This window comes from Berryella intestinalis, assembly GCF_000814825.1.
Classification (GTDB): Bacteria; Actinomycetota; Coriobacteriia; order Coriobacteriales; family Eggerthellaceae; genus Berryella; species Berryella intestinalis.
The window spans coordinates 222,410-241,639 of sequence record NZ_CP009302.1 but is presented as its reverse complement, the minus strand read 5'-3'; the positions used below and the strand labels follow the sequence as shown (position 1 = coordinate 241,639).

Annotated in this window: 19 protein-coding genes; 1 reads left to right on the top strand and 18 read right to left on the bottom strand. The window is 64.9% G+C overall.

What is annotated here, in order from left to right; genetic code table 11:
- Window positions 1-105 precede the first annotated feature (105 nt).
- The 18 genes from JI75_RS00985 to JI75_RS00905 form a co-directional block, all read right to left on the bottom strand.
- Complete coding sequence (locus JI75_RS00985; RefSeq protein WP_039688054.1) at window positions 106-1,062, bottom strand: bile acid:sodium symporter family protein; 957 nt, start codon at window positions 1,060-1,062, stop codon at window positions 106-108.
- A 215-nt stretch (window positions 1,063-1,277) separates the two neighbouring features.
- Window positions 1,278-2,009, bottom strand: a complete 732-nt coding sequence (locus JI75_RS00980) for a methyltransferase domain-containing protein (RefSeq protein WP_052241480.1) — start codon at window positions 2,007-2,009, stop codon at window positions 1,278-1,280.
- Window positions 2,010-2,054: 45 nt separating this feature from the next.
- On the bottom strand, window positions 2,055-3,458 hold the full coding sequence (locus JI75_RS00975; protein WP_082019859.1) for a sensor histidine kinase: 1,404 nt from the start codon (window positions 3,456-3,458) through the stop codon (window positions 2,055-2,057).
- A 52-nt stretch (window positions 3,459-3,510) separates the two neighbouring features.
- Entirely contained in the window at window positions 3,511-4,326 is an 816-nt protein-coding gene (locus JI75_RS00970) for a sulfite exporter TauE/SafE family protein (protein WP_039688051.1), read from the bottom strand.
- A gap of 6 nt (window positions 4,327-4,332) precedes the next feature.
- The gene (locus JI75_RS00965; RefSeq protein WP_039688050.1) at window positions 4,333-5,649 is read right to left on the bottom strand and encodes a hypothetical protein; all 1,317 of its coding nucleotides are present in this window, start codon (window positions 5,647-5,649) and stop codon (window positions 4,333-4,335) included.
- A gap of 35 nt (window positions 5,650-5,684) precedes the next feature.
- Entirely contained in the window at window positions 5,685-6,710 is a 1,026-nt protein-coding gene (gene rsgA / locus JI75_RS00960) for a ribosome small subunit-dependent GTPase A (RefSeq protein ID WP_039688048.1), read from the bottom strand.
- Window positions 6,710-7,417, bottom strand: coding sequence for a hypothetical protein (locus tag JI75_RS00955; RefSeq protein ID WP_052241479.1), 708 nt, complete (start codon window positions 7,415-7,417; stop codon window positions 6,710-6,712). The genes rsgA and JI75_RS00955 overlap by 1 nt, the downstream gene beginning before the upstream one ends.
- Window positions 7,414-8,952 carry a TrkH family potassium uptake protein gene (locus JI75_RS00950; protein ID WP_039688046.1) on the bottom strand — a complete coding sequence of 513 codons (1,539 nt, stop codon included), beginning with the start codon at window positions 8,950-8,952 and terminating at the stop codon, window positions 7,414-7,416. Before JI75_RS00950 ends, JI75_RS00955 begins: the two co-directional genes overlap by 4 nt.
- A gap of 4 nt (window positions 8,953-8,956) precedes the next feature.
- The gene (locus JI75_RS09370) at window positions 8,957-9,091 is read right to left on the bottom strand and encodes a hypothetical protein (protein WP_277140867.1); all 135 of its coding nucleotides are present in this window, start codon (window positions 9,089-9,091) and stop codon (window positions 8,957-8,959) included.
- Between the two features lie 83 nt (window positions 9,092-9,174).
- Entirely contained in the window at window positions 9,175-11,811 is a 2,637-nt protein-coding gene (gene clpB / locus JI75_RS00945) for an ATP-dependent chaperone ClpB (protein WP_039688044.1), read from the bottom strand.
- 119 nt (window positions 11,812-11,930) lie between these two features.
- On the bottom strand, window positions 11,931-12,323 hold the full coding sequence (locus JI75_RS00940) for a heat shock protein transcriptional repressor HspR (RefSeq protein WP_039690225.1): 393 nt from the start codon (window positions 12,321-12,323) through the stop codon (window positions 11,931-11,933).
- Complete coding sequence (locus JI75_RS00935; RefSeq protein ID WP_039688042.1) at window positions 12,320-13,234, bottom strand: DnaJ C-terminal domain-containing protein; 915 nt, start codon at window positions 13,232-13,234, stop codon at window positions 12,320-12,322. The genes JI75_RS00940 and JI75_RS00935 overlap by 4 nt, the downstream gene beginning before the upstream one ends.
- 105 nt (window positions 13,235-13,339) lie before the next feature.
- Entirely contained in the window at window positions 13,340-14,035 is a 696-nt protein-coding gene (locus tag JI75_RS00930; protein ID WP_039688040.1) for a nucleotide exchange factor GrpE, read from the bottom strand.
- 5 nt (window positions 14,036-14,040) lie between these two features.
- Window positions 14,041-15,957: a molecular chaperone DnaK gene (gene dnaK, locus JI75_RS00925; protein WP_039688038.1), complete on the bottom strand. Its 1,917-nt coding sequence runs from the start codon at window positions 15,955-15,957 to the stop codon at window positions 14,041-14,043.
- Window positions 15,958-16,234: 277 nt separating this feature from the next.
- Entirely contained in the window at window positions 16,235-16,423 is a 189-nt protein-coding gene (locus tag JI75_RS00920) for an ATP-binding protein (RefSeq protein ID WP_039688036.1), read from the bottom strand.
- 177 nt (window positions 16,424-16,600) lie between these two features.
- On the bottom strand, window positions 16,601-17,623 hold the full coding sequence (hypE, locus tag JI75_RS00915; RefSeq protein ID WP_039688034.1) for a hydrogenase expression/formation protein HypE: 1,023 nt from the start codon (window positions 17,621-17,623) through the stop codon (window positions 16,601-16,603).
- A 62-nt stretch (window positions 17,624-17,685) separates the two neighbouring features.
- The gene (nikR, locus tag JI75_RS00910) at window positions 17,686-18,114 is read right to left on the bottom strand and encodes a nickel-responsive transcriptional regulator NikR (RefSeq protein WP_039688032.1); all 429 of its coding nucleotides are present in this window, start codon (window positions 18,112-18,114) and stop codon (window positions 17,686-17,688) included.
- A 7-nt stretch (window positions 18,115-18,121) separates the two neighbouring features.
- Window positions 18,122-18,376, bottom strand: a complete 255-nt coding sequence (locus JI75_RS00905) for a hypothetical protein (RefSeq protein ID WP_039688030.1) — start codon at window positions 18,374-18,376, stop codon at window positions 18,122-18,124.
- A 108-nt stretch (window positions 18,377-18,484) separates the two neighbouring features.
- Here JI75_RS00905 and JI75_RS00900 point away from each other — a divergent pair, with 108 nt between their 5' ends.
- Window positions 18,485-19,006, top strand: coding sequence for a hypothetical protein (locus tag JI75_RS00900; RefSeq protein WP_052241478.1), 522 nt, complete (start codon window positions 18,485-18,487; stop codon window positions 19,004-19,006).
- Window positions 19,007-19,230: the final 224 nt, after the last annotated feature.

Here is a 19,230-nt window from a genome sequence, read left to right as displayed (position 1 = left end):
TGCAAGGACAGATTGGGTTTCTTTCGCTCTGCACAAAAGAACGATGCGATCCGCACGCTCGGACAACCGAAGCGCCCCGCTGCATGAAACCCCGACAGACGGCGCTTACGCCTCCTTGGACGCTTCCGAAGCCGAACGCGCCAGGATGTTGGCGTACACGGCGCCAGAGATGTTGTGCCACACGCTGAACACCGCGCCGGGCACCGCGGCAAGCGGCATCGTCGCGAAATGGACGGTGGCAAGAGAGGTGGCCAAACCGGAATTCTGCATGCCCACCTCGATGGACAGGGTGCGGCGCTGATCCTTCGTCAGCCCAAGGGCGCGCGCGGCCAGGTACCCCAGGGCGTACCCGCACACGTTATGCAGCATGACCACCAGGATGACCAGCGGACCGACGGTCAGCAGCTTGGCGGCGTTGGCAGACACCACGGCCATGATGATGAGCGAGATGCCGACGACCGACACAAGCGGCAGGACCTTCTCGCCCACTTCCGAAACCTTGGGAAGGAAGTAGCTGATCACGAAGCCGGCCGCGATGGGAACCAGAACCACCTGCACGATGGACAGGAACATGTTCACCACATTCACGTCGACCGTCTGACCCGCCAGAAGCAGGACCAGGGCGGGCGTCACGATGGGGGCCATGATGGTGGTGCAGGCGGTCATGCCGACGGACAGCGCCACGTCGCCCTTCGCCAGGTACGTCATGACGTTGGAGCTGGTGCCGCCGGGGCACGCGCCGACCAGGATGACGCCCACGGCAAGCTCGGCGGGCAGCTGGAACACGAATACCAGCACGAATGCGAGCAGCGGCATGATGACGAACTGGGCCACGATGCCCGTGATCACGGCCTTGGGCTTCGTGAACACCACCTTGAAGTCCGCCAGCTTGAGCGTCATGCCCATGCCGAACATCACGATGCCCAGAAGCGTGTTCACGATCGAAGTCGGAATGGCCGCATGCACGGGGCCGGGAAAAACCATGGCGATAATGGCCACCGCAAGGGCGATGATCGCCATGTATTTTCCCGCGAAATCGCTGATCCTACCCAAAGCGTTCATGAGCGAAAGCTCCTCTCTCTCCCGCGCGGCCACCCAGCCCGCCGCGCTCGTCTCGTCTCACCCGGCCGCCTCCCAAAAGCGCGCGAAACCGCCCGGCAACCGACGGGTGTAACTTCCAGATTTTAGAGGTATGCGTCCGCAGATCAGCCTCGGAAACTAACTGTTAACCTTTTTTCCTCGGTTTCCATGCAAGCGGCGCATTTTCCCGCTCGACCTTACCGCCTGCGCGCGGTCACCACCGTGCGGATGAACGAAACGTCCTCGTCGGAATCGATCTGGGGAACCCCGGGCGCGGCGGACTGCGAGGGTGCCCCGCTTCCAACGCGGTGGTCGATGGGACCCTCGTCGGCGTATTCGACGTCTGAGAACCCGGCGCGATGCAGCGCCTCGGTCAGGCCGGCGCGGCTGTACGACGCCTGCACCTCGTTTCCCACCACGCGAGCGGGCGCCCACACGGCATAATCGCGCTCCCCCGTCGCCACAACCGCATCGAACACGAAGGTGCCGCCGGCGCCCAGCACCCGCGCGAACTCGCGCAGGACCGCATCGAAGTCGTAGGAGAGGTTCAGGCTGCAGTTGGCGAACACGACGTCGAACGACGCGTCTTCGATGCCCGCTTCAGCCAGGTTCTCGGGGACGGCGCAGGCGAACGCGATGCCGCCATCCGGCTCGACGGCCCCTTCCAGCGATCTGCGCGCGTACGCGCGCGCCGCTTCGATAAGCCCTTCGTCGGGATCGACGCCCATGACGAACCCGCCAGGGGCGACCCTGTCGAGGATCGCGAGGGCGCCTTTCCCCTTGCGGCAGTTCACATCGAGCACGCGCTTGCCGGAATAACCGTCTTTCGGAAACGGCATGCGGCAGGCGGCAGACGCCGTGTTTCTGTGGGGGATGGCCCCGTAGTAGGTTCCGAGGGTTGCCTTCGAGTAGCGTGCCCTGGTGTCCATATCGCTCCTATCTCCAACGAAACGCGCAGCCGTTCCGACGAGCCGTCAGTCGCCCAGCGAGGTCTTCAGCGCACGGTAGCCCGCAGGGTCGTTTTCCGCCAAGGGGCGCATGCTCTCGGCATCGCGGTCAAGTTCCACAGGCTCGACCTCGCACGATGCGCCTTCGATCACAGAGGCGTCCAGGCTCTGCCTGCCCAGCACGAACGACACGACCGTCCCCTCGCCCAAAACGCTCTGGATGTCCATCCGCGCATCGGCGCCGAAATAGCCCTTCATGCGATCGCGCACGTTTTTCACCGCGATCCCCAGCCCGGTCGACGACTCGGGATACATGATGGTGTTGCGCCGCTCGTCGGTCATCCCCACGCCGTCGTCACTGATGCGGATGACCACGTTGCCCTCTTCGATATGCCCCGAAACCCTCACCGTCAGGCGGCCTTCGGCGGGCATGGCGTGACGCACCGAATTCTCGACGAGGGGCTGCACCAGAAACGACGGGACCATCATGGTGCCCACCGCCGGATCGATGTCCAGATCGAGCTGCAGGCGCCCCTCTCCGAAGCGGGCCACCTCGAACGAGAAGTAGCGCTGCACCTGCTCGACCTCGCGCTCGAGGGCGATGAGGTCGGCGGAATCTTCCAGCGTGCGCCGGTAGAACACCGCGAAATCCCTCAGCAGAACGCGAGCCTTCGCGGGATCGGTACGGATGAGAGACGCGATGGTGTTGATGGTATTGAAAAGGAAGTGAGGGTTGATCTGCGCCTGAAGCGCTTTCAACTCCATGCTGGTCGCCAGGCGCGTCTGCTCTTCCAAAGCCGACGCGGCCATCTGGGTGGACAGAAGCTCGGCAAATCCCACCGCCATCGACTCCTGGGTCTGGCTGATCTGGCGCGAGTGGCGGTAGTAGAACTTCAGCGTCCCGCGGATGTCGCGGCCGATATAGAGCGGAACGATGATGGCGCCCTTGATGCGCGACGCGTGGGGCAATCCGATGTCTTCGGGGGAATCGAGAATGCGCGTGATGCCGTCATCCAAGGTCAGATGGGTTGCTCGGGTACGGATCTTGCGGCCTTGGATGCTGTTCCCATCGGTGTAGCCGGCATACCCCAGAATGTCCTCGCGGTCGGTGATGGCCACGGCGATGGCCGCGGTGGCGGGAAGCAGCAGTTCGCAGATCTCCTGGGCCGCGCTCTGGGTGAGGCCGTCGGTGGTGCAGCGCAGCGTCTGACTGGCGATGCGCAGCACCGAGTCGGACTGGCGCGCGCGCACCGAGTCGGGGTCCATCAGCAGGCGGATGAATGCGAGGAGCGAGAGCGTGAAAACGATGCCCGCGATGATCTGCAGCTTGACATCGCCCGTATCGGAATAACCCATCCAAACGATGAGCAGGCCCGATACGATGGCGATGGCGACCAGCACCATCTCCGAGGTAAGGACGCGCGGACGCATATGGGACTGGCTGAGATCGGACACCGGACTTCCTTCCACGAACCTGAACGCGCTATGCGAAGAACTCGTTTGCGACCAGCAAAACGGATGCGACGATGAGGAACCCTCCGAATGCGAGGCGCAGCACCCGTTCGGGGATCTTCTTGATCAGGCGGGCCCCCACATACGCTCCCGGCACCGTCCCCAGCGAGACGAAGATGCCCGCCAGAATATCGACGTTTCCCATGAGACCCTGCTCGATGACGCCGGGAATGGCCAGGATCGTCACGGCGATGAGCGACGTGCCCGAGGCGAGCGCCATCGGGATGCCCAGGAGCCCGATCATCATGGGCATCATGACGAACCCGCCGCCGACGCCCACGTATCCCGAAGCCAACCCGGCGACCAACCCGATCGCAGCCCCCTTGGCCAAGGTCGAACCCATAACGGCAGCGGGCTCGCAGGCCTCTTCCACAACGGGCGCCGCCGCATCGGAAGCATCCGGGGGCTTCCCGCCCGGCAGCGCCAGCGCCTTCTTGAACATGCTGTACGCCGACATCGAAATGATAACCGCAGCCATCAGCATGATGGCCCATCCGGGCGATTTGCTGGCCAAAAACACCCCCAAAGGCGAGGTGAGCGCACCGCCCAAGCCCATGGCGAGGCCGAGGCGCGGAATGCAGGTGCCGTGACGGACGTGGGCCGCCGCTCCTGAAACGGACGTGGGGACGATGGAGAACAGCGAGGTGCCCGTCGCCTCCATCGCGCTCATGCCGAACAGCAGCCTGAACACGGGAACGAGGATGGTCCCCCCGCCTATCCCCAGAAGGCCGGAGCTCACACCGACGAACAGGCCGGTCAGGATGCTCAGTGCAAGATGCCCCAGCATGTGCGGTTATTCCGCTTCGCCGAGGTTCAGCCGGATCTCGCTGGTTGCACCCGGATCGACGCCCGCCGCATCGGATGCGGGGACGGAGACCCCCTGGGTGCGAGCCGACACCGAATTCCCGGCAGCGGGGCGCATCGACACCGATTGCACCAGGGCCTCGCGCAGAACCGGATCGTTTTCCACCCGCGTCATCAACTCGGGCCATACGTACTGGAACTCGAAGTACTTCGCGCAATTGCGCTGGGCGTACGCCAGCGCCTCTCCGTGAACCGCCTTCGCGGCGCGGCGATACGCCGCATGGTCGGGACGCCCCAGGCTGCGCAGCAGCGCCGTCACCCGCACGCGCCCGTCGATGCCGGATTCCAGGAACGGACCCGGATACGGTTCCAGCGATGCCGGCTTGACCTGCAGAAGATCGATCTGCGTGCGGCCGAACTCCATCTTGCGGTTCTCGTACATCCAGCGATAGATGTCCTGGCGGAACCGATCCCCCTCGCTTGCCCCCTCGGGGGGCAGATGCCTCATGTGCCATTTGTTGTCGAACCAGATGTCCGAGCCGTACATGCGCAGGTTCAGCATGTAGTCCAGATCCTCGCCGCGCGGGATCCACGGGTCGAACGACACGCGGCGAAACGCCTCTTTGTGCAGCGCCATGCACCCGCCGCACACATGGTTGGACCGCGACAGCCGCGGGCCGCGCATCGCCCGCTCGATCCACTCGTTGAACGACTTGCCCTGCTGCCAGAAGCGGTTGTACCAGCGGTTCTGGCTCTGGGAGTAGTACGTCCCCTTCGCGTTGAAGTAGTATCCGGTCTTCGCCAGGATGGGGATGCCCTTGCGCGTCAGCTTGCCCAGCCCGTACACGGCCTTCTGGAGGAAGAACTCGTCTTCGACCACCGCGTCGTCGTCGAGGAACACCGCCGCGTCGAACCCGAAGATGTTCGAGATCACCAGTCCGAAGTTGCGGATGGCCGAATAGCCGGTGAGGCCCACCTCGCGGGAGAGGCGGCCCAGCCCCAGCTGCTCGAAGCGCTGCTGGACCAGCTCCAGCTCGGGCGCGCCCATAACCGCGATGGGAAGCGAGGGAAACTTCGAGGTGATGCGCCTGACCTTGGTAAGCGCCTGGTCTTCGATGCCCGGCTCGCTGGCGACCAGAACGACGATCTGGCCCATACCGCGCACGTTGATGAGCGAGTTGAGGCAACGGGCCAGCTCGCCTTGCTGGTTGAGCGAAGTGGCGTGGTCGTACACCGCCACGACGCTGCCGGCGGAGCGGCTGCGCCTCATCGAAACGAACGTGGGAATGATCACAACTGGGTTCATGAGCGTCCTTAAAGCAGAGCGCGCCCGAAGGCGCGTCATCGTCGAGCTGAGCCCCTATTGTACCTCGAACGGGCGCGAAACGCTCCCTTACGCGAATCTCTCTGGTCGGAGGCCTTTTCCCCCCTCATCTGACGCGCCTCTTCCCGCTTCCTGCGCATCTGATCGACCTCGTCTTTGAGCGCGCGGTACGATTCCACCCGCACCGATGCCAGCTCGCCCCGCTCGACCGCCGCGCGCACGGCGCAGCCCGGTTCGGCCTCGTGCCTGCAATCGCGAAAGCGGCACTGGGACGAAAACGCCGCCACATCGGGAAACGCGGCTTCGATGCCCTCGTCGGCATCCCACAGCCCCAAGCCCCTCACCCCGGGCATATCCACCACGTCCCCGGCGCCGGGGATGGGGACGATGGCGCGGCTCACCGTGGTGTGGCGGCCCTTTCCGTCGCCCTCGCGCACCGAGCCGGTTTCCATCACATGCTTTCCCGCAAGGAGGTTGACCAGGCTCGATTTCCCCACGCCGCTTTTCCCCAGAAGGACGCTGAGGGTTCCTTCGGGAATCCACGCGCGCACGGCCTCGACGGTTTCCGGGCGCTCGGTGGACATCGACAGCACTTCGACCGACCCGCCCGCAAGGTCGCGCACGCGCTGCTCGACCGCCGCCAGCTCGGCCGCGTCGGAAACGAGGTCGGCCTTGGTCAGAAGAACCGACACCGCCACGCCCGCCTCGTGGGCCAGCACCAGCTCGCGCTCGAGCCTCTTCACGTTCAGGTCCACCGCCGGCTCGACCACGATCACGCGCTCGAAGTTGGCGGCCAGCACCTGGGACGACGTCCTCTCGGCGGGGTCTCTTCGCACGAACTGGCTGCTGCGCGGCTCGATCGAGAGGATGATTCCGTTGTCATGGCCGTGCGGGAGCGCCACGTCGACGAAATCCCCGATGACCGACCTGACGCGCTCGGATTTCACCAGCGCTGTGGAGTGCTCGCAGCGAAACGGGTCCATCTGCCCCACCTTGACCAGCGGGTATCCCCGATCAAGCTTGATCACCCGACCCCGCGCCACTACCGCTGCCTCTCCCGCACGTAGTTGAACCCGAACAGCAGGGCGAACCCGCAGGCCAGAAGGGCTGCGCCCCCGGCGAACGAGAGCGGGTCGAACTCGTCGGCCTCGACGCGGCCGGGAGCCAGCACCGAAACGCTGCTCGCCCGAACGTTCTGAGCGCCCTCGAGCTCGGGATCGGCTTCGTAGAACGTGCCCGTGACCTGCAAAATGGTGCCGACACGGTTGTAGCGGCCCAGCGTGTCGATGAGAGCCGCCTGCTTCGCGGTCATGTACACGGTCACCTCCGCGTACGACGACTTCTCGGTGGACATGATCACGACCCAGCGGTAGTCCGGATCGGAGGCGGCGACGATGTCGCCCACCGCTTCGCCCGACACCTGGACCGTCTGACGATCGAACAGCTCGGCCTGCTCGGAAAGCTCGGCTATGTCGGTTTCGTAGATGAAGGAGCTGTCGGCGCGCTGCGTGACGTCCACCTTGTTCGACGGGTCGGAATCGACCGACGAAGCGCCCGATGCGCCCTCCCCGTCGCCCGACGCGCCCGCTTCGCCGTCGGCCTCGGCGGATGCGCCGTCCGCCTGCACGGAAGCGCCTTGCTCGTCGGCGAAGGCGGCAGGCGATGCCGCACCGCACAGCAGCGCGAAAGCGAACAGCGCCGAGGCGAGGCCCGCGCGAAGGGCTTGCAGGAACGGGAAGGGATTCCTCATCGTCCCCTCCAAGCCTCGACGACGTCGTCCACGGTTTCGCGCGGATACAGCGATACCGCCACCTTCACGATGAGCGCGAGGAAGGTCACGAATTCCAGACGGCCGGCCCACATGGCGAAGATGTAGAACAGCTCCAGTGGAACCGGCATGCCCGACCCCACCACGCCTGCGGTAAGCCCCGCGTTCGAAGCCATCGAGACGCCCTCGAAGATCGCCTGCGTGGCGTCGTAGCCCGACGCGATGCCCGCCAGCGTTCCCACGATGTAGGTGATGGCGTACAGCGACATGACCGTCATGGCCCCGCGCACCAGATCGGGATCGAGCGGGCGCCTTCCCAGATGGTAATAGGACGTGCCCACGCGCGCCGACTCGGGCGCGAGCGTCTGCTTGATGGTGGCGACGATGGATTTGAAGATGATTCCCACGCGCTTGATCTTGATGCCGCCCGAGGTCGACTCGGTTCCGCCGCCCACGCCCATCAGCACCGCGATGGTCATGAGCGCGCCCGAGGTGAGCGTACCCGTCAGCTGCGAGGGCGTGATGTTCAGAAAACCGGTGGTCGAGAAAGCCGACACCACCGTGAACAGGTTCGTGCGCAGCATCGTGGGGAGGTCGGAGAAGACCTCGCTGCCCGATATCGTGGCGGCCAGCACCACCGTGATGGCGAGCAGCCACAAAAACGTGGCGACGGTCTCCATATCGCGGAAGAACTCGATGGCGCGGCCGCGCACGATAGACGAGTGCAGCACGAAACTCACCGAGCCCGCCAGCATGACCACCATCAGCATCAGCTCTACGGGGAAGGAGTGGTAGTACAGCACGCTGAGGTCCATCGGCGTGAAGCCGCCGGTCGCAAAGGCCGAAATGGACAGCCACAGAGAATGGAAGAAGGCGCGCGGGGCCTCGAACCCGCGAAGCATCAGGCCTATCGCCAGGACCAAGGTCGAGAAGCTGATGAAGATGAGCGCGATCCGCGAGATGAAGCGCGCGGTCTGCACGACGTTGGGAACGATGTGCTCGCCGCGGCCCTCGGAGGAGAACAGACTTGCTCCCCCACGTCTGAACAAGCCGAACGTGGTCCCTACCACGATGAAGCCCAAGCCGCCGGTCGCGTGCATGGTGAAGCGCCACATGTTGTCCGCCATGGACAGGTGGTCGAGATCCAGGATGATGCTCACGCCCGTCGTGGTCACGCCCGAAACCGCATCGAACAGCGCGTCGAGGAAGCGCCCGTAATGGCCCGAGAGGTGCAGCGGGATGGCTGCGAAAAACGCCAGGACCACCCACGACAGGCCGGTGATGATGAGGGCCTGCTGGTAGGTGAGCCTGCCCGGCTGGATGCGCACGAAGCGCAGCGCGCTGCCCACGACGAGCGTGATGCCGGCTGTGAGCAGGTAATGCGATGCCGGGACCCACTCCTGGAACGCCAGCGCGACGACTAGGGGAAGCGCGAGCCCCACCGTAAGGAACGAGACCAGAACCCCCAGGTAGTGCGCGATGACCCGCACATCGTTAAGCGAAAGCCTCCGCCACATAGCGCTACACCACGAACCTCACGACCGCCACCGCGATCATGCCGACGACGATGAACGCCGAGAAGAACAGGACAACCGCCATGTAACCTATCAGGGCGTCCTTGATCACTTCGATGTTGTTGGGTTTGCGCGTTTTCATGACCGTATTCTAATACATACGCGGAAGGACCCCTCGCGGGGCCCTTCCAATAAACGCTAAATGCATGAGCTCGAGCTTCGGTCCTACTGCTGGAGCCCTTCGAGCGAATCGAAATCGAGGCTGACGGGCTTCTCCACGCGGCAGACGTAGGATCCTTCGGGGCTCACGTCGATGAACACGTGATCGCCGTCGAACAGCTCGCCGCGCACGACCTTCTCGGCGATGCGATCGACCACCTGGCGCTGGATGAGGCGCTTGAGGGGACGCGCCCCGAACACGGGGTCGTACCCGTCGATAGCCAGGGCCTCGAGGGCCGCGGGTGCGACGTCGAGCGTGACGTGGCGGTCGGCCAGACGCGCGCGCACGTCTTCCAGCTGCAGCTTCACGATGGGCTCGATCGCGTTGATATCGAGCGCGTCGAACACCACGGTGTCGTCGATGCGGTTGAGGAACTCGGGCCGGAAGGTCGCGCGCAGCGCCTCCTGGATGGCCCTATCGCGCGTCTCCTCGTCGCCGTTTTCCTGGAACTCGCGAATGAACTGCGATCCCACGTTGCTCGTCATGATGACGATGGCGTTCTTGAAGTTCACCACGCGCCCCTGGCCGTCGGTCAGGCGGCCGTCATCGAGCACCTGCAGCAAGATGTTGAACACGTCGGGATGCGCCTTCTCGATCTCGTCGAGCAGGATGACGCTGTAGGGCCGCCTGCGGACGGCCTCGGTGAGCTGGCCACCCTCGTCGTAGCCGACGTATCCCGGAGGGGCCCCGATCAGGCGCTGGACGCTGAACTTCTCCATGTACTCGGACATGTCGATGCGGATCATGGCCCGCTCGTCGTCGAACAGGTACTCGGCAAGCGCCTTGGCGAGCTCGGTCTTGCCCACGCCGGTGGGGCCGAGGAACAGGAAGCTGCCGATGGGCTTGTCCGGATCGGCCAGCCCCGCACGGCTGCGGCGGATGGCCCCCGCGACCGCGCTCACGGCCTCGTCCTGCCCCACCACGCGCTCGTGGAGCTTCTTCTCGAGGTCGACCAGCTTCTCCATCTCGCCGCGCATCATCTTCTGAACGGGGATGCCGGTCCAGGTGGACACGACTTCGGCGATCTCGGACTCGGAAACCTCCTCTTTGAGCAAAGCTCCGCTTTCCTGGCGGGCGTTCAGGTCCCTCTCGGCTCGATCGAGCTGCGCCTTCAGCTCGGGGATGCGCGCATAGCGCAGCTCGGATGCGCGGGACAGGTCTCCGTCGCGCGTCGCTCGCTCCTCTTCGAGCTGGGCGGCGTCGAGGTCGGCCTTGATGGCCTGGACGCTCTCGATGATGTCCTTCTCGTTGCGCCAGGCCGCCTGGGCGGCGTCCAGACTCTCGCGCGCGGCGGCGATGTCGCGGCGCAGCGCCTCGAGGCGCTCGGCGCTTGCGGCGTCGGTCTCCTTCATCAGCGCCTGCTCCTCGATCTGCATCTGGGTGAGCTTGCGCGCCTGGGCGTCCACCTCTTCGGGCATCGAGTCGATCTCGATGCGCAGGCGGCTGGCGGCCTCGTCCATGAGGTCGATGGCCTTGTCGGGAAGGAAGCGGTCGGCGATGTAGCGGTTCGACAGCTCGGCCGCCGCGACGATCGCGCCGTCGGTGATGCGCACGCCGTGATGGATCTCGTACTTCTCCTTCAGACCGCGCAGGATGGCGATGGTGTCCTCCACGCTGGGCTCGCCCACGACCACCGGCTGGAAACGGCGCTCGAGCGCGGCGTCCTTCTCGATGTACTTGTGGTATTCGTCCAGCGTCGTGGCGCCGATGGCGTGCAGCTCGCCGCGCGCGAGGGCCGGCTTGAGCATGTTGCCCGCATCGATGGTGCTCTCCGACCCCGATCCGGCGCCCACGATGGTGTGAAGCTCGTCGATGAACAGGATGACCCGCCCCTCGCTCTCCTTCACTTCGCGCAAAACGCCCTTCAGGCGGTCTTCGAACTCGCCGCGATACTTCGCCCCCGCCAGCATCGATGCGATATCGAGGCTGATCAGGTCTCGGTCTTGCAGGCCCGAGGGGACGTCGCCCGCAACGATGCGCTGGGCGAGACCCTCGACGATCGCGGTCTTGCCCGTGCCGGGCTCGCCGATGAGGACCGGGTTGTTCTTCGTGCGCCGCGACAGCACCTGGATGGTGCGGCGGATCTCCTCGGAGCGGCCGATCACCGGGTCGAGCTTGCCTTCGCGTGCCCGCTGGGTGAGGTTCTGCCCGTACTTGTTCAGAGCGTCCAGCTCGGGTTTGGCGTTCTGCTCGGTTACGCGGGTCGAGCCGCGCAGGTCGGAGTAGGCCTCTTCCACGGTCTTGCGCGTGACGCCCTCGAGGTTCAAAAGCCTTCCCGCGTCTCCCTTGGCCTCGGCAAGCGCGATGAGCAGATGCTCGCTGGTCGCGTAGCTGTCGCCCATCTTCTCAGCCGTCTTCACCGCGCCGTCGATGCACTGCATCAGGTCGTTGCTGGGCATGGGGACCGGCATGTTGGACTGGACCTTCGGCCGCTTGGCGATGGCCTCGTCCACATTGGCGCGCAAAGAGGCCGGATCGGCTCCGGCGCGTTTGAGGATGGCTTCGAGGTTGCTCTCGGACGAATCGAGCAGCGCCTTCAGCAGATGGATGGGCTCGACCGTGGCCGATTCGGATTCCGATGCGACGCCCAGCGCGTTCTGGAACGCCTCCTGGGCAGAGATTGCAAGTTTATCGAGTCTCATGATGTGCTCCTTTCTGGAGCTCGAGGTGCGAGACGGCGAACATCCGCCCCGCGATCGAAGCTCGTTGCCCTTGGCGCCGCCGATGCTTGCAGCCCACCGAGCAGCGCTGCGCTTCTTGTTTAGGGGAGGCGCCTCAGCGCGAGGCCTCCCTGGCCGCTGCGCACAAGCGAAGCGACGTTCTCGCGCGTCTCGAGCTCGTGCACGCGGTCGGCCAGGCGCCGCACCTTCTTGTGCAGGTCGTCCAGCTCGCGGTCGCGCTCGTCGAGACGGCCCTGGAGGTCCAGGATGCGGATGACCCCGGCGAGGTTGATGCCCTCGTCGGTGAGCTCGGTGATGAGCTCGAGCCGCTCGATGTCGGCCTGCGAGTACATGCGGGTGTTACCGCTGGTCCTCTGGGGGTTCACCAGACCCTTCTGCTCGTACGAGCGCAGCGTCTGGGGATGCATGCCGGCAAGCTGGGCGGCCACCCCGATCATGTAGACGGGGCGGTTGCGGTCGTCGCGGTCTCCTATTCCCATGGCCGGATTCCTTTCGTCTCGGCAGCGGCCAGCGCCTCGAGGGCCGACCTCTGCTCGTCGCTCAGCTCCGTGGGAACGCGCACGCCCACTTTGATCTTGAGGTCGCCCGAACCCGACCCCTTCACCTGCGGGGCTCCTTTGCCCTTCAGGGTGAGCACCGTGCCGTCCTGGGTGCCGGCGGGCACCTTCACGCGCACCTTGCCGCCTTCGGGTACCGGAACCACCACGCTCGCCCCCAGCGCGGCCTCGGCCATGCTGATGGGAACGTCGATGAGGACGTTGGCCCCGTCGCGGCTGAAATGCTCGTGGGGCTGGATCTTCGTGGTGATGAACAGGTCGCCCGCCGCGCCGCCGTTCTCTCCGGGCATCCCGCGGCCCTTGAAGCGCAGCCGACCGCCGTCGATCGCGCCGGCGGGCACCTTCACCGACAGGGTCTCCTTCTCGGTGCGGCCGGGGACGCGCACCGTCACGCGCTTCTCGGCTCCCCTGAACGCCTCGTCGAACGTCACGGAAAGCGTCACGTTCGTATCGCGGCCCTTGCGGGCGACGGGCCCGCGCGCGGACCCTCCGAAGCCCCCGAACCCGTCGAGTCCGAAGCCGCCTCCCTGGCGCAGGGATTCCAGTATCTCGGACCAGCCCGCAGCCCCGCCGAACATGTCGCCGACGTTGCCCCAGCCGCCCGGGATCCCGTTGCCCTCGGCCGTTCCGAACTGGTCGTACATCTGGCGCTTCTTGTCGTCGGACAGCACCTCGTACGCTTCGTTTATCTCCTTGAACCTGGCTTCGTCGCCACCGGCGTCGGGATGGTGCGTGCGCGCCAGCTTGCGGAAGGCCTTCTTTATCTCGTCGGCAGAAGCGTCGCGGGAAACGCCCAGCGTCTTATAGTAATCGGGCTTGCCTTCCATACTTCTCGCCGCCTTTCTCGCATATCGTCGCGGCTTGCAGGCGGACCGGCGCCGCCCCCGTTCGAGCGCAGGGGCGGACACCCTCGCCCGCCCCTGCCGTTGCCGCTATTCCTCGGTTTCGGGCTTCTCCCTCTTGGGGCCGCCCGAGGTGATGGTCACCATCGCCGAGCGGAGGACCTTCTTGCCCATGCGATAGCCCTTCTGGTAGACCTGGGCCACCGTCTCGTCGGGGACCGTGGCGTCCTCGACCGTGCCGACCGCCTGGGCCGAAAGCGCGTCGAACGCCTCGCCCACCGGGTCGATGACCTCCAGACCCGTCTTGCACAGCGCGCCGAACAGCTTGTTGCTCACCGCGCGCACTCCCTCGAGCAGCCCCGCCTCGCCGTTCGTCTCGGCATAGGCGATGGTGCGCTCGAAGTCGTCGAGCAGGGGGATGAGCTCGCCCACCAGCTTCTCGTTGGCGCGCAGTTTCTCCTCCTCGCGCTGCTCGGACATGCGGCGGCGGTAGGTATCCCACTCCGCATGAAGCCGGACGTACTTGTCCTGCCAGTCGGCGGACTCCTTGCGGGCCGCCTCGAGCTCCTGCTCGAGGGCGGCTCCAGCCGAAGCCACGACCTCTTCGGCCTCGGCGATCAGATCGTCGGCGGAAGGGTCGCCGGCGGCAGGTTCGTCGCCTGCCGCCTGGCCCTCGGCGCTTCGGTTCGGGGAAGAACCGGCGCCTTCCCCGGCATGGTTCGGGTCGGTTCCCTGGACGCCGTCGCGATCCTCATGTTCGTTCGAGTACTCGTTAGGCTGCTCCATGAGGACTACTTCCCTTCTTTGCCGTTGTTGTTATCGTCGACGACCTCGTAGTCGGCCTCGATGGTGCCGTCATCGGCGGGAGCGGCCTGCGCGCCGGCTCCGGCGGCCGCACCATCGGCCCCGGCCTGCGAGTACGCGACCTCGGCCAGCTTGTAACCGGCGGCCTGGAGCTTCTCGGAAGCGGCCTTGATGGCCTCGACGTCGGTGCCCTCGAGCGCCTTCTTCGTCTCGGCGATAGCCTCCTCGGCCTGCTGCCTCGAGTCAGCCGGGACCTTGTCGCCCAGCTCATCGAGGGTCTGCTGCGTGGCGTTCACCAGCGAGTCGGCGTTGTTGCGCGCCTCGACCTCCTGCTTGCGGGCCTCGTCGGCAGCAGCGTTCTCCTCGGCGTCCTTCACCATGCGCTCGACCTCGTCGTCGGACAGGGCGGTGGACCCCGAAATGGTGATCTGCTGCTGCTTTCCGGTGCTGAGGTCCTTGGCGGACACGTTCACGATGCCGTTGGCGTCGATGTCGAAGGTCACCTCGATCTGGGGGATGCCCCGGCGCGCGGCGGGGATGCCGGTGAGCTGGAAGCGGCCCAGGGTCTTGTTGTCGTGGGCCATGGGGCGCTCGCCCTGCAGCACGTGGATCTCGACGGAGGTCTGGTTGTCGGCAGCCGTGGAATACACCTCGGTCTTGCGCGTGGGGATGGTGGTGTTGCGATCGATCATCTTGGTCATCACGCCGCCCATGGTCTCGACGCCCAGGGAAAGCGGGGTGACGTCCAGAAGCAGGATGCCCTCGACGTCGCCGGCCAGAACGCCGCCCTGAACCGCCGCGCCCATCGCGACGACCTCGTCGGGGTTCACCGACATGTTGGGCTGCTTGCCGGTCATCTGCTTGGCGAGTTCCTGAACGGCCGGCATACGGGTCGAGCCGCCTACCAGGATAACCTCGTCGATCTCGCCGGTGGACAGGCCCGCATCGCGCAGAGCCTGCTCGACGGGCTTGCGGCAGCGATCCAGCAGGTCCTTGGTGATGCGCTCGAACTCCGCGCGGGTCAGCGTGTAGTCCAGGTGCTTGGGGCCGCTCGCGTCAGCCGTGATGAAGGGCAGGTTGATGTTCGCCTGGCTGGTGGAGGACAGCTCCATCTTCGCCTTCTCGGCCGCTTCCTTCAGGCGCTGAAGGGCCATCTTGTCGGCGCGCAGGTCGATGTTGTTCTCGGTCTTGAACTTATCGGCGATCCAGTCGATGACGCGCTGGTCCCAGTCGTCGCCACCCAGGTGGTTGTCGCCGGCGGTCGAAGCGACCTCGAACACGCCGTCGCCCAGCTCGAGCACGGACACGTCGAAGGTGCCGCCGCCCAGGTCGAACACGAGGATCTTCTGGTCTTTGCTGGTCTTGTCCAAACCGTAGGCCAAAGCCGCGGCCGTAGGCTCGTTGATGATGCGCAGGACCTCGAGGCCGGCGATCTTGCCGGCGTCTTTGGTGGCCTGGCGCTGAGCGTCGTTGAAGTACGCGGGAACGGTGATGACGGCCTGGGTGATGGGCGAGCCCACCTGCTTTTCGGCGTCGGCTTTCAGCTTCTGCAGCACCATCGCCGAGATCTCCTCGGGGGTGTAGTGCTTGCCGTCGATGGAGACGACGGCACGACCGTCCTTGCCCGCCTCGACGTTGTAGGCGATGGTCTTGCGCTCTTCGGAGGTCTCGTTGTACGAGCGGCCGATGAAGCGCTTGACGGACGCCACGGTGTTCTCGGGGTTGGTGACGGCCTGGTTCTTCGCGGCCTTGCCGACCACGCGCTCGCCGTCTTTGCGGAAGCCCTCGACAGACGGGGTGGTGCGGTCGCCTTCGGCGTTGACCAGGATTTCGGGCTCGCTTCCCTCCATGACGGCCATCGCCGAATTGGTGGTGCCCAGATCGATGCCAAGAATCTTTGCCATGATAACTTCCTCTCGTTGAAGTGTTGGTACCGAGGTAAGCGGCGCTGGGATCGCGCCGTGAAAGCGATCCCACTTCGAACCATGAGATTACTTTCGATGGTTCGTAGTATGAAATCTAAGTCGCTTCATGTCAAGTTTCTTCACAATTGTGTTTAAGATTTTATTCAGAGAAGGTATCAACCAATCTGCTACCTGGTAAAACAAGAGGCGGCCTCCGTTACGGAAGCCGCCTCAAATGTGTGCGTGGATCTAAGTCGGGATCTATAAGGTAGCGCCGCTACTCGTCGACGATCTCGGTGATGGCGCCCATGGGGCACTCCTCGAGGCAGTCGCCGCAGCCGATGCAGCTATCCTCGTTCACGACCTCGGCAATCCCCCCAGGGACCTCGAGCGTCTCCTGCGGGCAGGCGTCCACGCAGATACCGCAGCCGATGCACTCGTCAGCGTCGATGATGGGATGTGGCATAGCTAAACTCCTTCTCGTCTTGCGTATCGTCCAAGGGCCGCGCGGCCCTCCCCGAAACTCTCTTGCGCAAGATATCATGCGAACCTTGGATTTCAAGGAAAGATGTCAAATTTCCAAGGGACGGTAAGAATACGCTCGCCAGCGCTGCAGAACCGCCGGCGAGCGGGTCGTGTGCGATTAGCAGATACGGGGCAGCTGCTCGCCCACCAGCATGTCGAGGATGCGCGTTCCACCGATGGGAGTGCGTATGAGCGCCTTGGGGCCGCGCTCGGGCTTCATCTCACGCACCTCGCCGATCAGCGCCGCGTCGGCTCCGTACCTGCTCGACCTCATGGCCGCCAGCGCAGCCTCGGCCTCGTCGGCCGCAACGACGCAGACCATCTTGCCCTCGTTGGCCACCTGCATCACGTCGTAGCCCAGCATTTCGCATGCGCCGGCGACCGACGGCTTGACCGGCACCGAATCCTGGTCGATGACCATATCGGCCTGCGCCTGGGAAGCGAACTCGTTCAGCGTGGACGAGATGCCCCCGCGCGTCGGGTCGCGGAAGCAGCGCGTGTTCGGGGCCGCCGCCAGCACGGCGGCGATGAGGTGGTTCAGCGGCGCCGCGTCGGTTTTCACATCGGCGGAAAACGATAGCGATTCGCGGCAGCTCATGATGGTGATGCCGTGATCGCCCAAGGTTCCCGAGACGAGGATCCTGTCGCCCGGCCGGATGTTGGCTCCCCCCAAGCTCACGCCCGCGGGGATGAAGCCGATGCCGGTCGTGTTGATGAACACGCCGTCGCCGTGCCCGCGGTTCACCACCTTGGTATCCCCCGTCACCAGGCGAACGCCGGCCTCGGCGGCGGCCTCTGCCATGCTTGCGCAGATGCGCTTGAGGTTCTCGATGGGATAGCCCTCTTCCAGAACGAACCCGCACGACAGGTACTTCGGCACGGCTCCGCTGGTGGCGACGTCGTTCACCGTCCCGCACACCGCGAGCCGCCCGATGTCTCCCCCGGGAAAGAAATGCGGGGAGACCACGAAGCTGTCGGTGGAAAACGCGATGCGCTCCCCCGGCGCCGGGGGAGCGAGCACCGCCGCATCGTCGCCGCGCAAAAGCTCTTCGCCTGCGTACGCCTCGAAAAACACCTCGTCGATGATGCGCTTCATCATCGAACCGCCCGACCCGTGGCCCAGCATCACCGTTGTATCCATTGCACACCCCCGCGCAAAAGGGGCCGGCGATCCACCGGCCCCGACTTCTCGAATCAAACGCCCTATTCCAACTGCCCCGCATCGGCGGTGGTGAGAACCAGGCCGCCGTTTTTCACGCCCTTGGTTCCCAGGATGCGGTGCGCGATGTCCTGCACCTCGACGGCCTCTCCGCGCAGGATGATCACCTCCAGGCAATTATCCTCATCCATGTGGACATGCGTGGTGGAAACCACCGATCCGTAGGAATGGTGTTGCACATGGTGAAGCTTCTCCTGCACATCGCTTGCATGGTGGTTGTACACGATGGTGAGCGTGCCCACCACATCGACCCCGGGATCGGCCACCCGGTCTTCGACGAGGGCCTCGCGCACCAGGTCGCGCACCACTTCGCTGCGGTTCTTCGCCAAGCCGCGCTTCGCCACCAGCGCGTCGAAGCGCATCAGCAGGTCCTCGGGCATCGCGACGGAGAATCGAACCAGCTCGTTACCCATATCCGCGCTACACCAGGTTCACGGTTACGTTGGACGCGGCCTCGGCGTCGTCTTCCAGCGCGTCTTTCGCATCGCCCAGCAGGGCGCGGACCTCGTCCAGCTTATGCTGGACCTCATGGAGCTTCTCGCCGGTCAGGGCAAAGCCGCCGTCCGCCGCCATGTGGGCAAGCGTGTGCGACCAGCGGCGCTCGATCTTGATGTGGTCGTCGATCTGCTCGATCATCTGCTCGAACTGGCCGGTGTTCACTCCGTTGGTGCACATGGGAACCTCCTGGAATCATGCCGCGCGGCCGCAGCGGCCGCATCCGATTGCTATCATCAGTTATACGAGCGAGCGCGCCTTCGATCAAGAGCTGGTGTGATATTTAATTTGATCAGTAACATTTACAACATAAACCAACGCACCGCATGGGACGCCTTCTCCGCGCATCTGTCCGGAAGCGATTCGGGCCTGCTGCTTGCGATAAGCGCGTCCCCGTTGGGCGAGGTCGCGAGAAAGGCCCTGGACAGCTCGGCGAAAGCGCTGGGCTACGGACCGGGCGCCTGCGCATTCGCGAGCATACTGCCCCCGACCGCCCCGAAAGCCGCGGAACCGCTCGAGAGGGATGCGGGCGCGAGCCTCGACGCATCCTCTTTGCGCCTGCTGGTCGAAGGGATCGACCCCCTGGCGCTCGTAGTCGCCGACGACGCAGCGCTCAAGCTCGTACGGCAGGCCTATCCCGACGCCGCGTTCAGTCCCCCGAGCATGACCAGCATCCAGAGCGACTGCTCGCTCGGGCGAGCCTTCGGAAGGACCGTCACGGCGTTTGAATCCTTCGAGAAGATGCTGGACAGCGCCGAGAGCAAGCAGGCGGCCTGGGCGCTTTTGAAGAAGCTGCCGCACCTGGACTAGAACCGACCTCGACCCTGCGCGGATGCGGCCGGAAAACAAGGAAGCCCCGAAGGGAATTCGGGGCTTCCTCGCATTCGAGAGAGGGCCGAAACCCTGAGAGGGGGATCGGGCTTCGGCTGAGACGAGCGAATGCGGAATGGAGTGAAGGGGGAACCTCATCTCCAACTCTGGGTCCCAGTATACGCTTGAATTATTCTTAGTAAAGAATAATTTTCCTTAAAAGA

What these genes read in the sequence shown, in the direction of transcription:
- JI75_RS00955 (WP_052241479.1), bottom strand. Translation starts at nt 7,417, where the DNA reads ATGAGGAATCCCTTCCCGTTCCTGCAAGCCCTTCGCGCGGGCCTCGCC.
- clpB (WP_039688044.1), bottom strand. Translation starts at nt 11,811, where the DNA reads ATGAGACTCGATAAACTTGCAATCTCTGCCCAGGAGGCGTTCCAGAAC.
- nikR (WP_039688032.1), bottom strand. Translation starts at nt 18,114, where the DNA reads ATGGGTAACGAGCTGGTTCGATTCTCCGTCGCGATGCCCGAGGACCTG.
- dnaK (WP_039688038.1), bottom strand. Translation starts at nt 15,957, where the DNA reads ATGGCAAAGATTCTTGGCATCGATCTGGGCACCACCAATTCGGCGATG.
- JI75_RS00970 (WP_039688051.1), bottom strand. Translation starts at nt 4,326, where the DNA reads ATGCTGGGGCATCTTGCACTGAGCATCCTGACCGGCCTGTTCGTCGGT.
- JI75_RS00930 (WP_039688040.1), bottom strand. Translation starts at nt 14,035, where the DNA reads ATGGAGCAGCCTAACGAGTACTCGAACGAACATGAGGATCGCGACGGC.
- JI75_RS09370 (WP_277140867.1), bottom strand. Translation starts at nt 9,091, where the DNA reads ATGAAAACGCGCAAACCCAACAACATCGAAGTGATCAAGGACGCCCTG.
- JI75_RS00965 (WP_039688050.1), bottom strand. Translation starts at nt 5,649, where the DNA reads ATGAACCCAGTTGTGATCATTCCCACGTTCGTTTCGATGAGGCGCAGC.
- JI75_RS00975 (WP_082019859.1), bottom strand. Translation starts at nt 3,458, where the DNA reads ATGCGTCCGCGCGTCCTTACCTCGGAGATGGTGCTGGTCGCCATCGCC.
- hypE (WP_039688034.1), bottom strand. Translation starts at nt 17,623, where the DNA reads ATGGATACAACGGTGATGCTGGGCCACGGGTCGGGCGGTTCGATGATG.
- JI75_RS00920 (WP_039688036.1), bottom strand. Translation starts at nt 16,423, where the DNA reads ATGCCACATCCCATCATCGACGCTGACGAGTGCATCGGCTGCGGTATC.
- JI75_RS00980 (WP_052241480.1), bottom strand. Translation starts at nt 2,009, where the DNA reads ATGGACACCAGGGCACGCTACTCGAAGGCAACCCTCGGAACCTACTAC.
- JI75_RS00935 (WP_039688042.1), bottom strand. Translation starts at nt 13,234, where the DNA reads ATGGAAGGCAAGCCCGATTACTATAAGACGCTGGGCGTTTCCCGCGAC.
- JI75_RS00985 (WP_039688054.1), bottom strand. Translation starts at nt 1,062, where the DNA reads ATGAACGCTTTGGGTAGGATCAGCGATTTCGCGGGAAAATACATGGCG.
- JI75_RS00905 (WP_039688030.1), bottom strand. Translation starts at nt 18,376, where the DNA reads ATGTGCACCAACGGAGTGAACACCGGCCAGTTCGAGCAGATGATCGAG.
- JI75_RS00950 (WP_039688046.1), bottom strand. Translation starts at nt 8,952, where the DNA reads ATGTGGCGGAGGCTTTCGCTTAACGATGTGCGGGTCATCGCGCACTAC.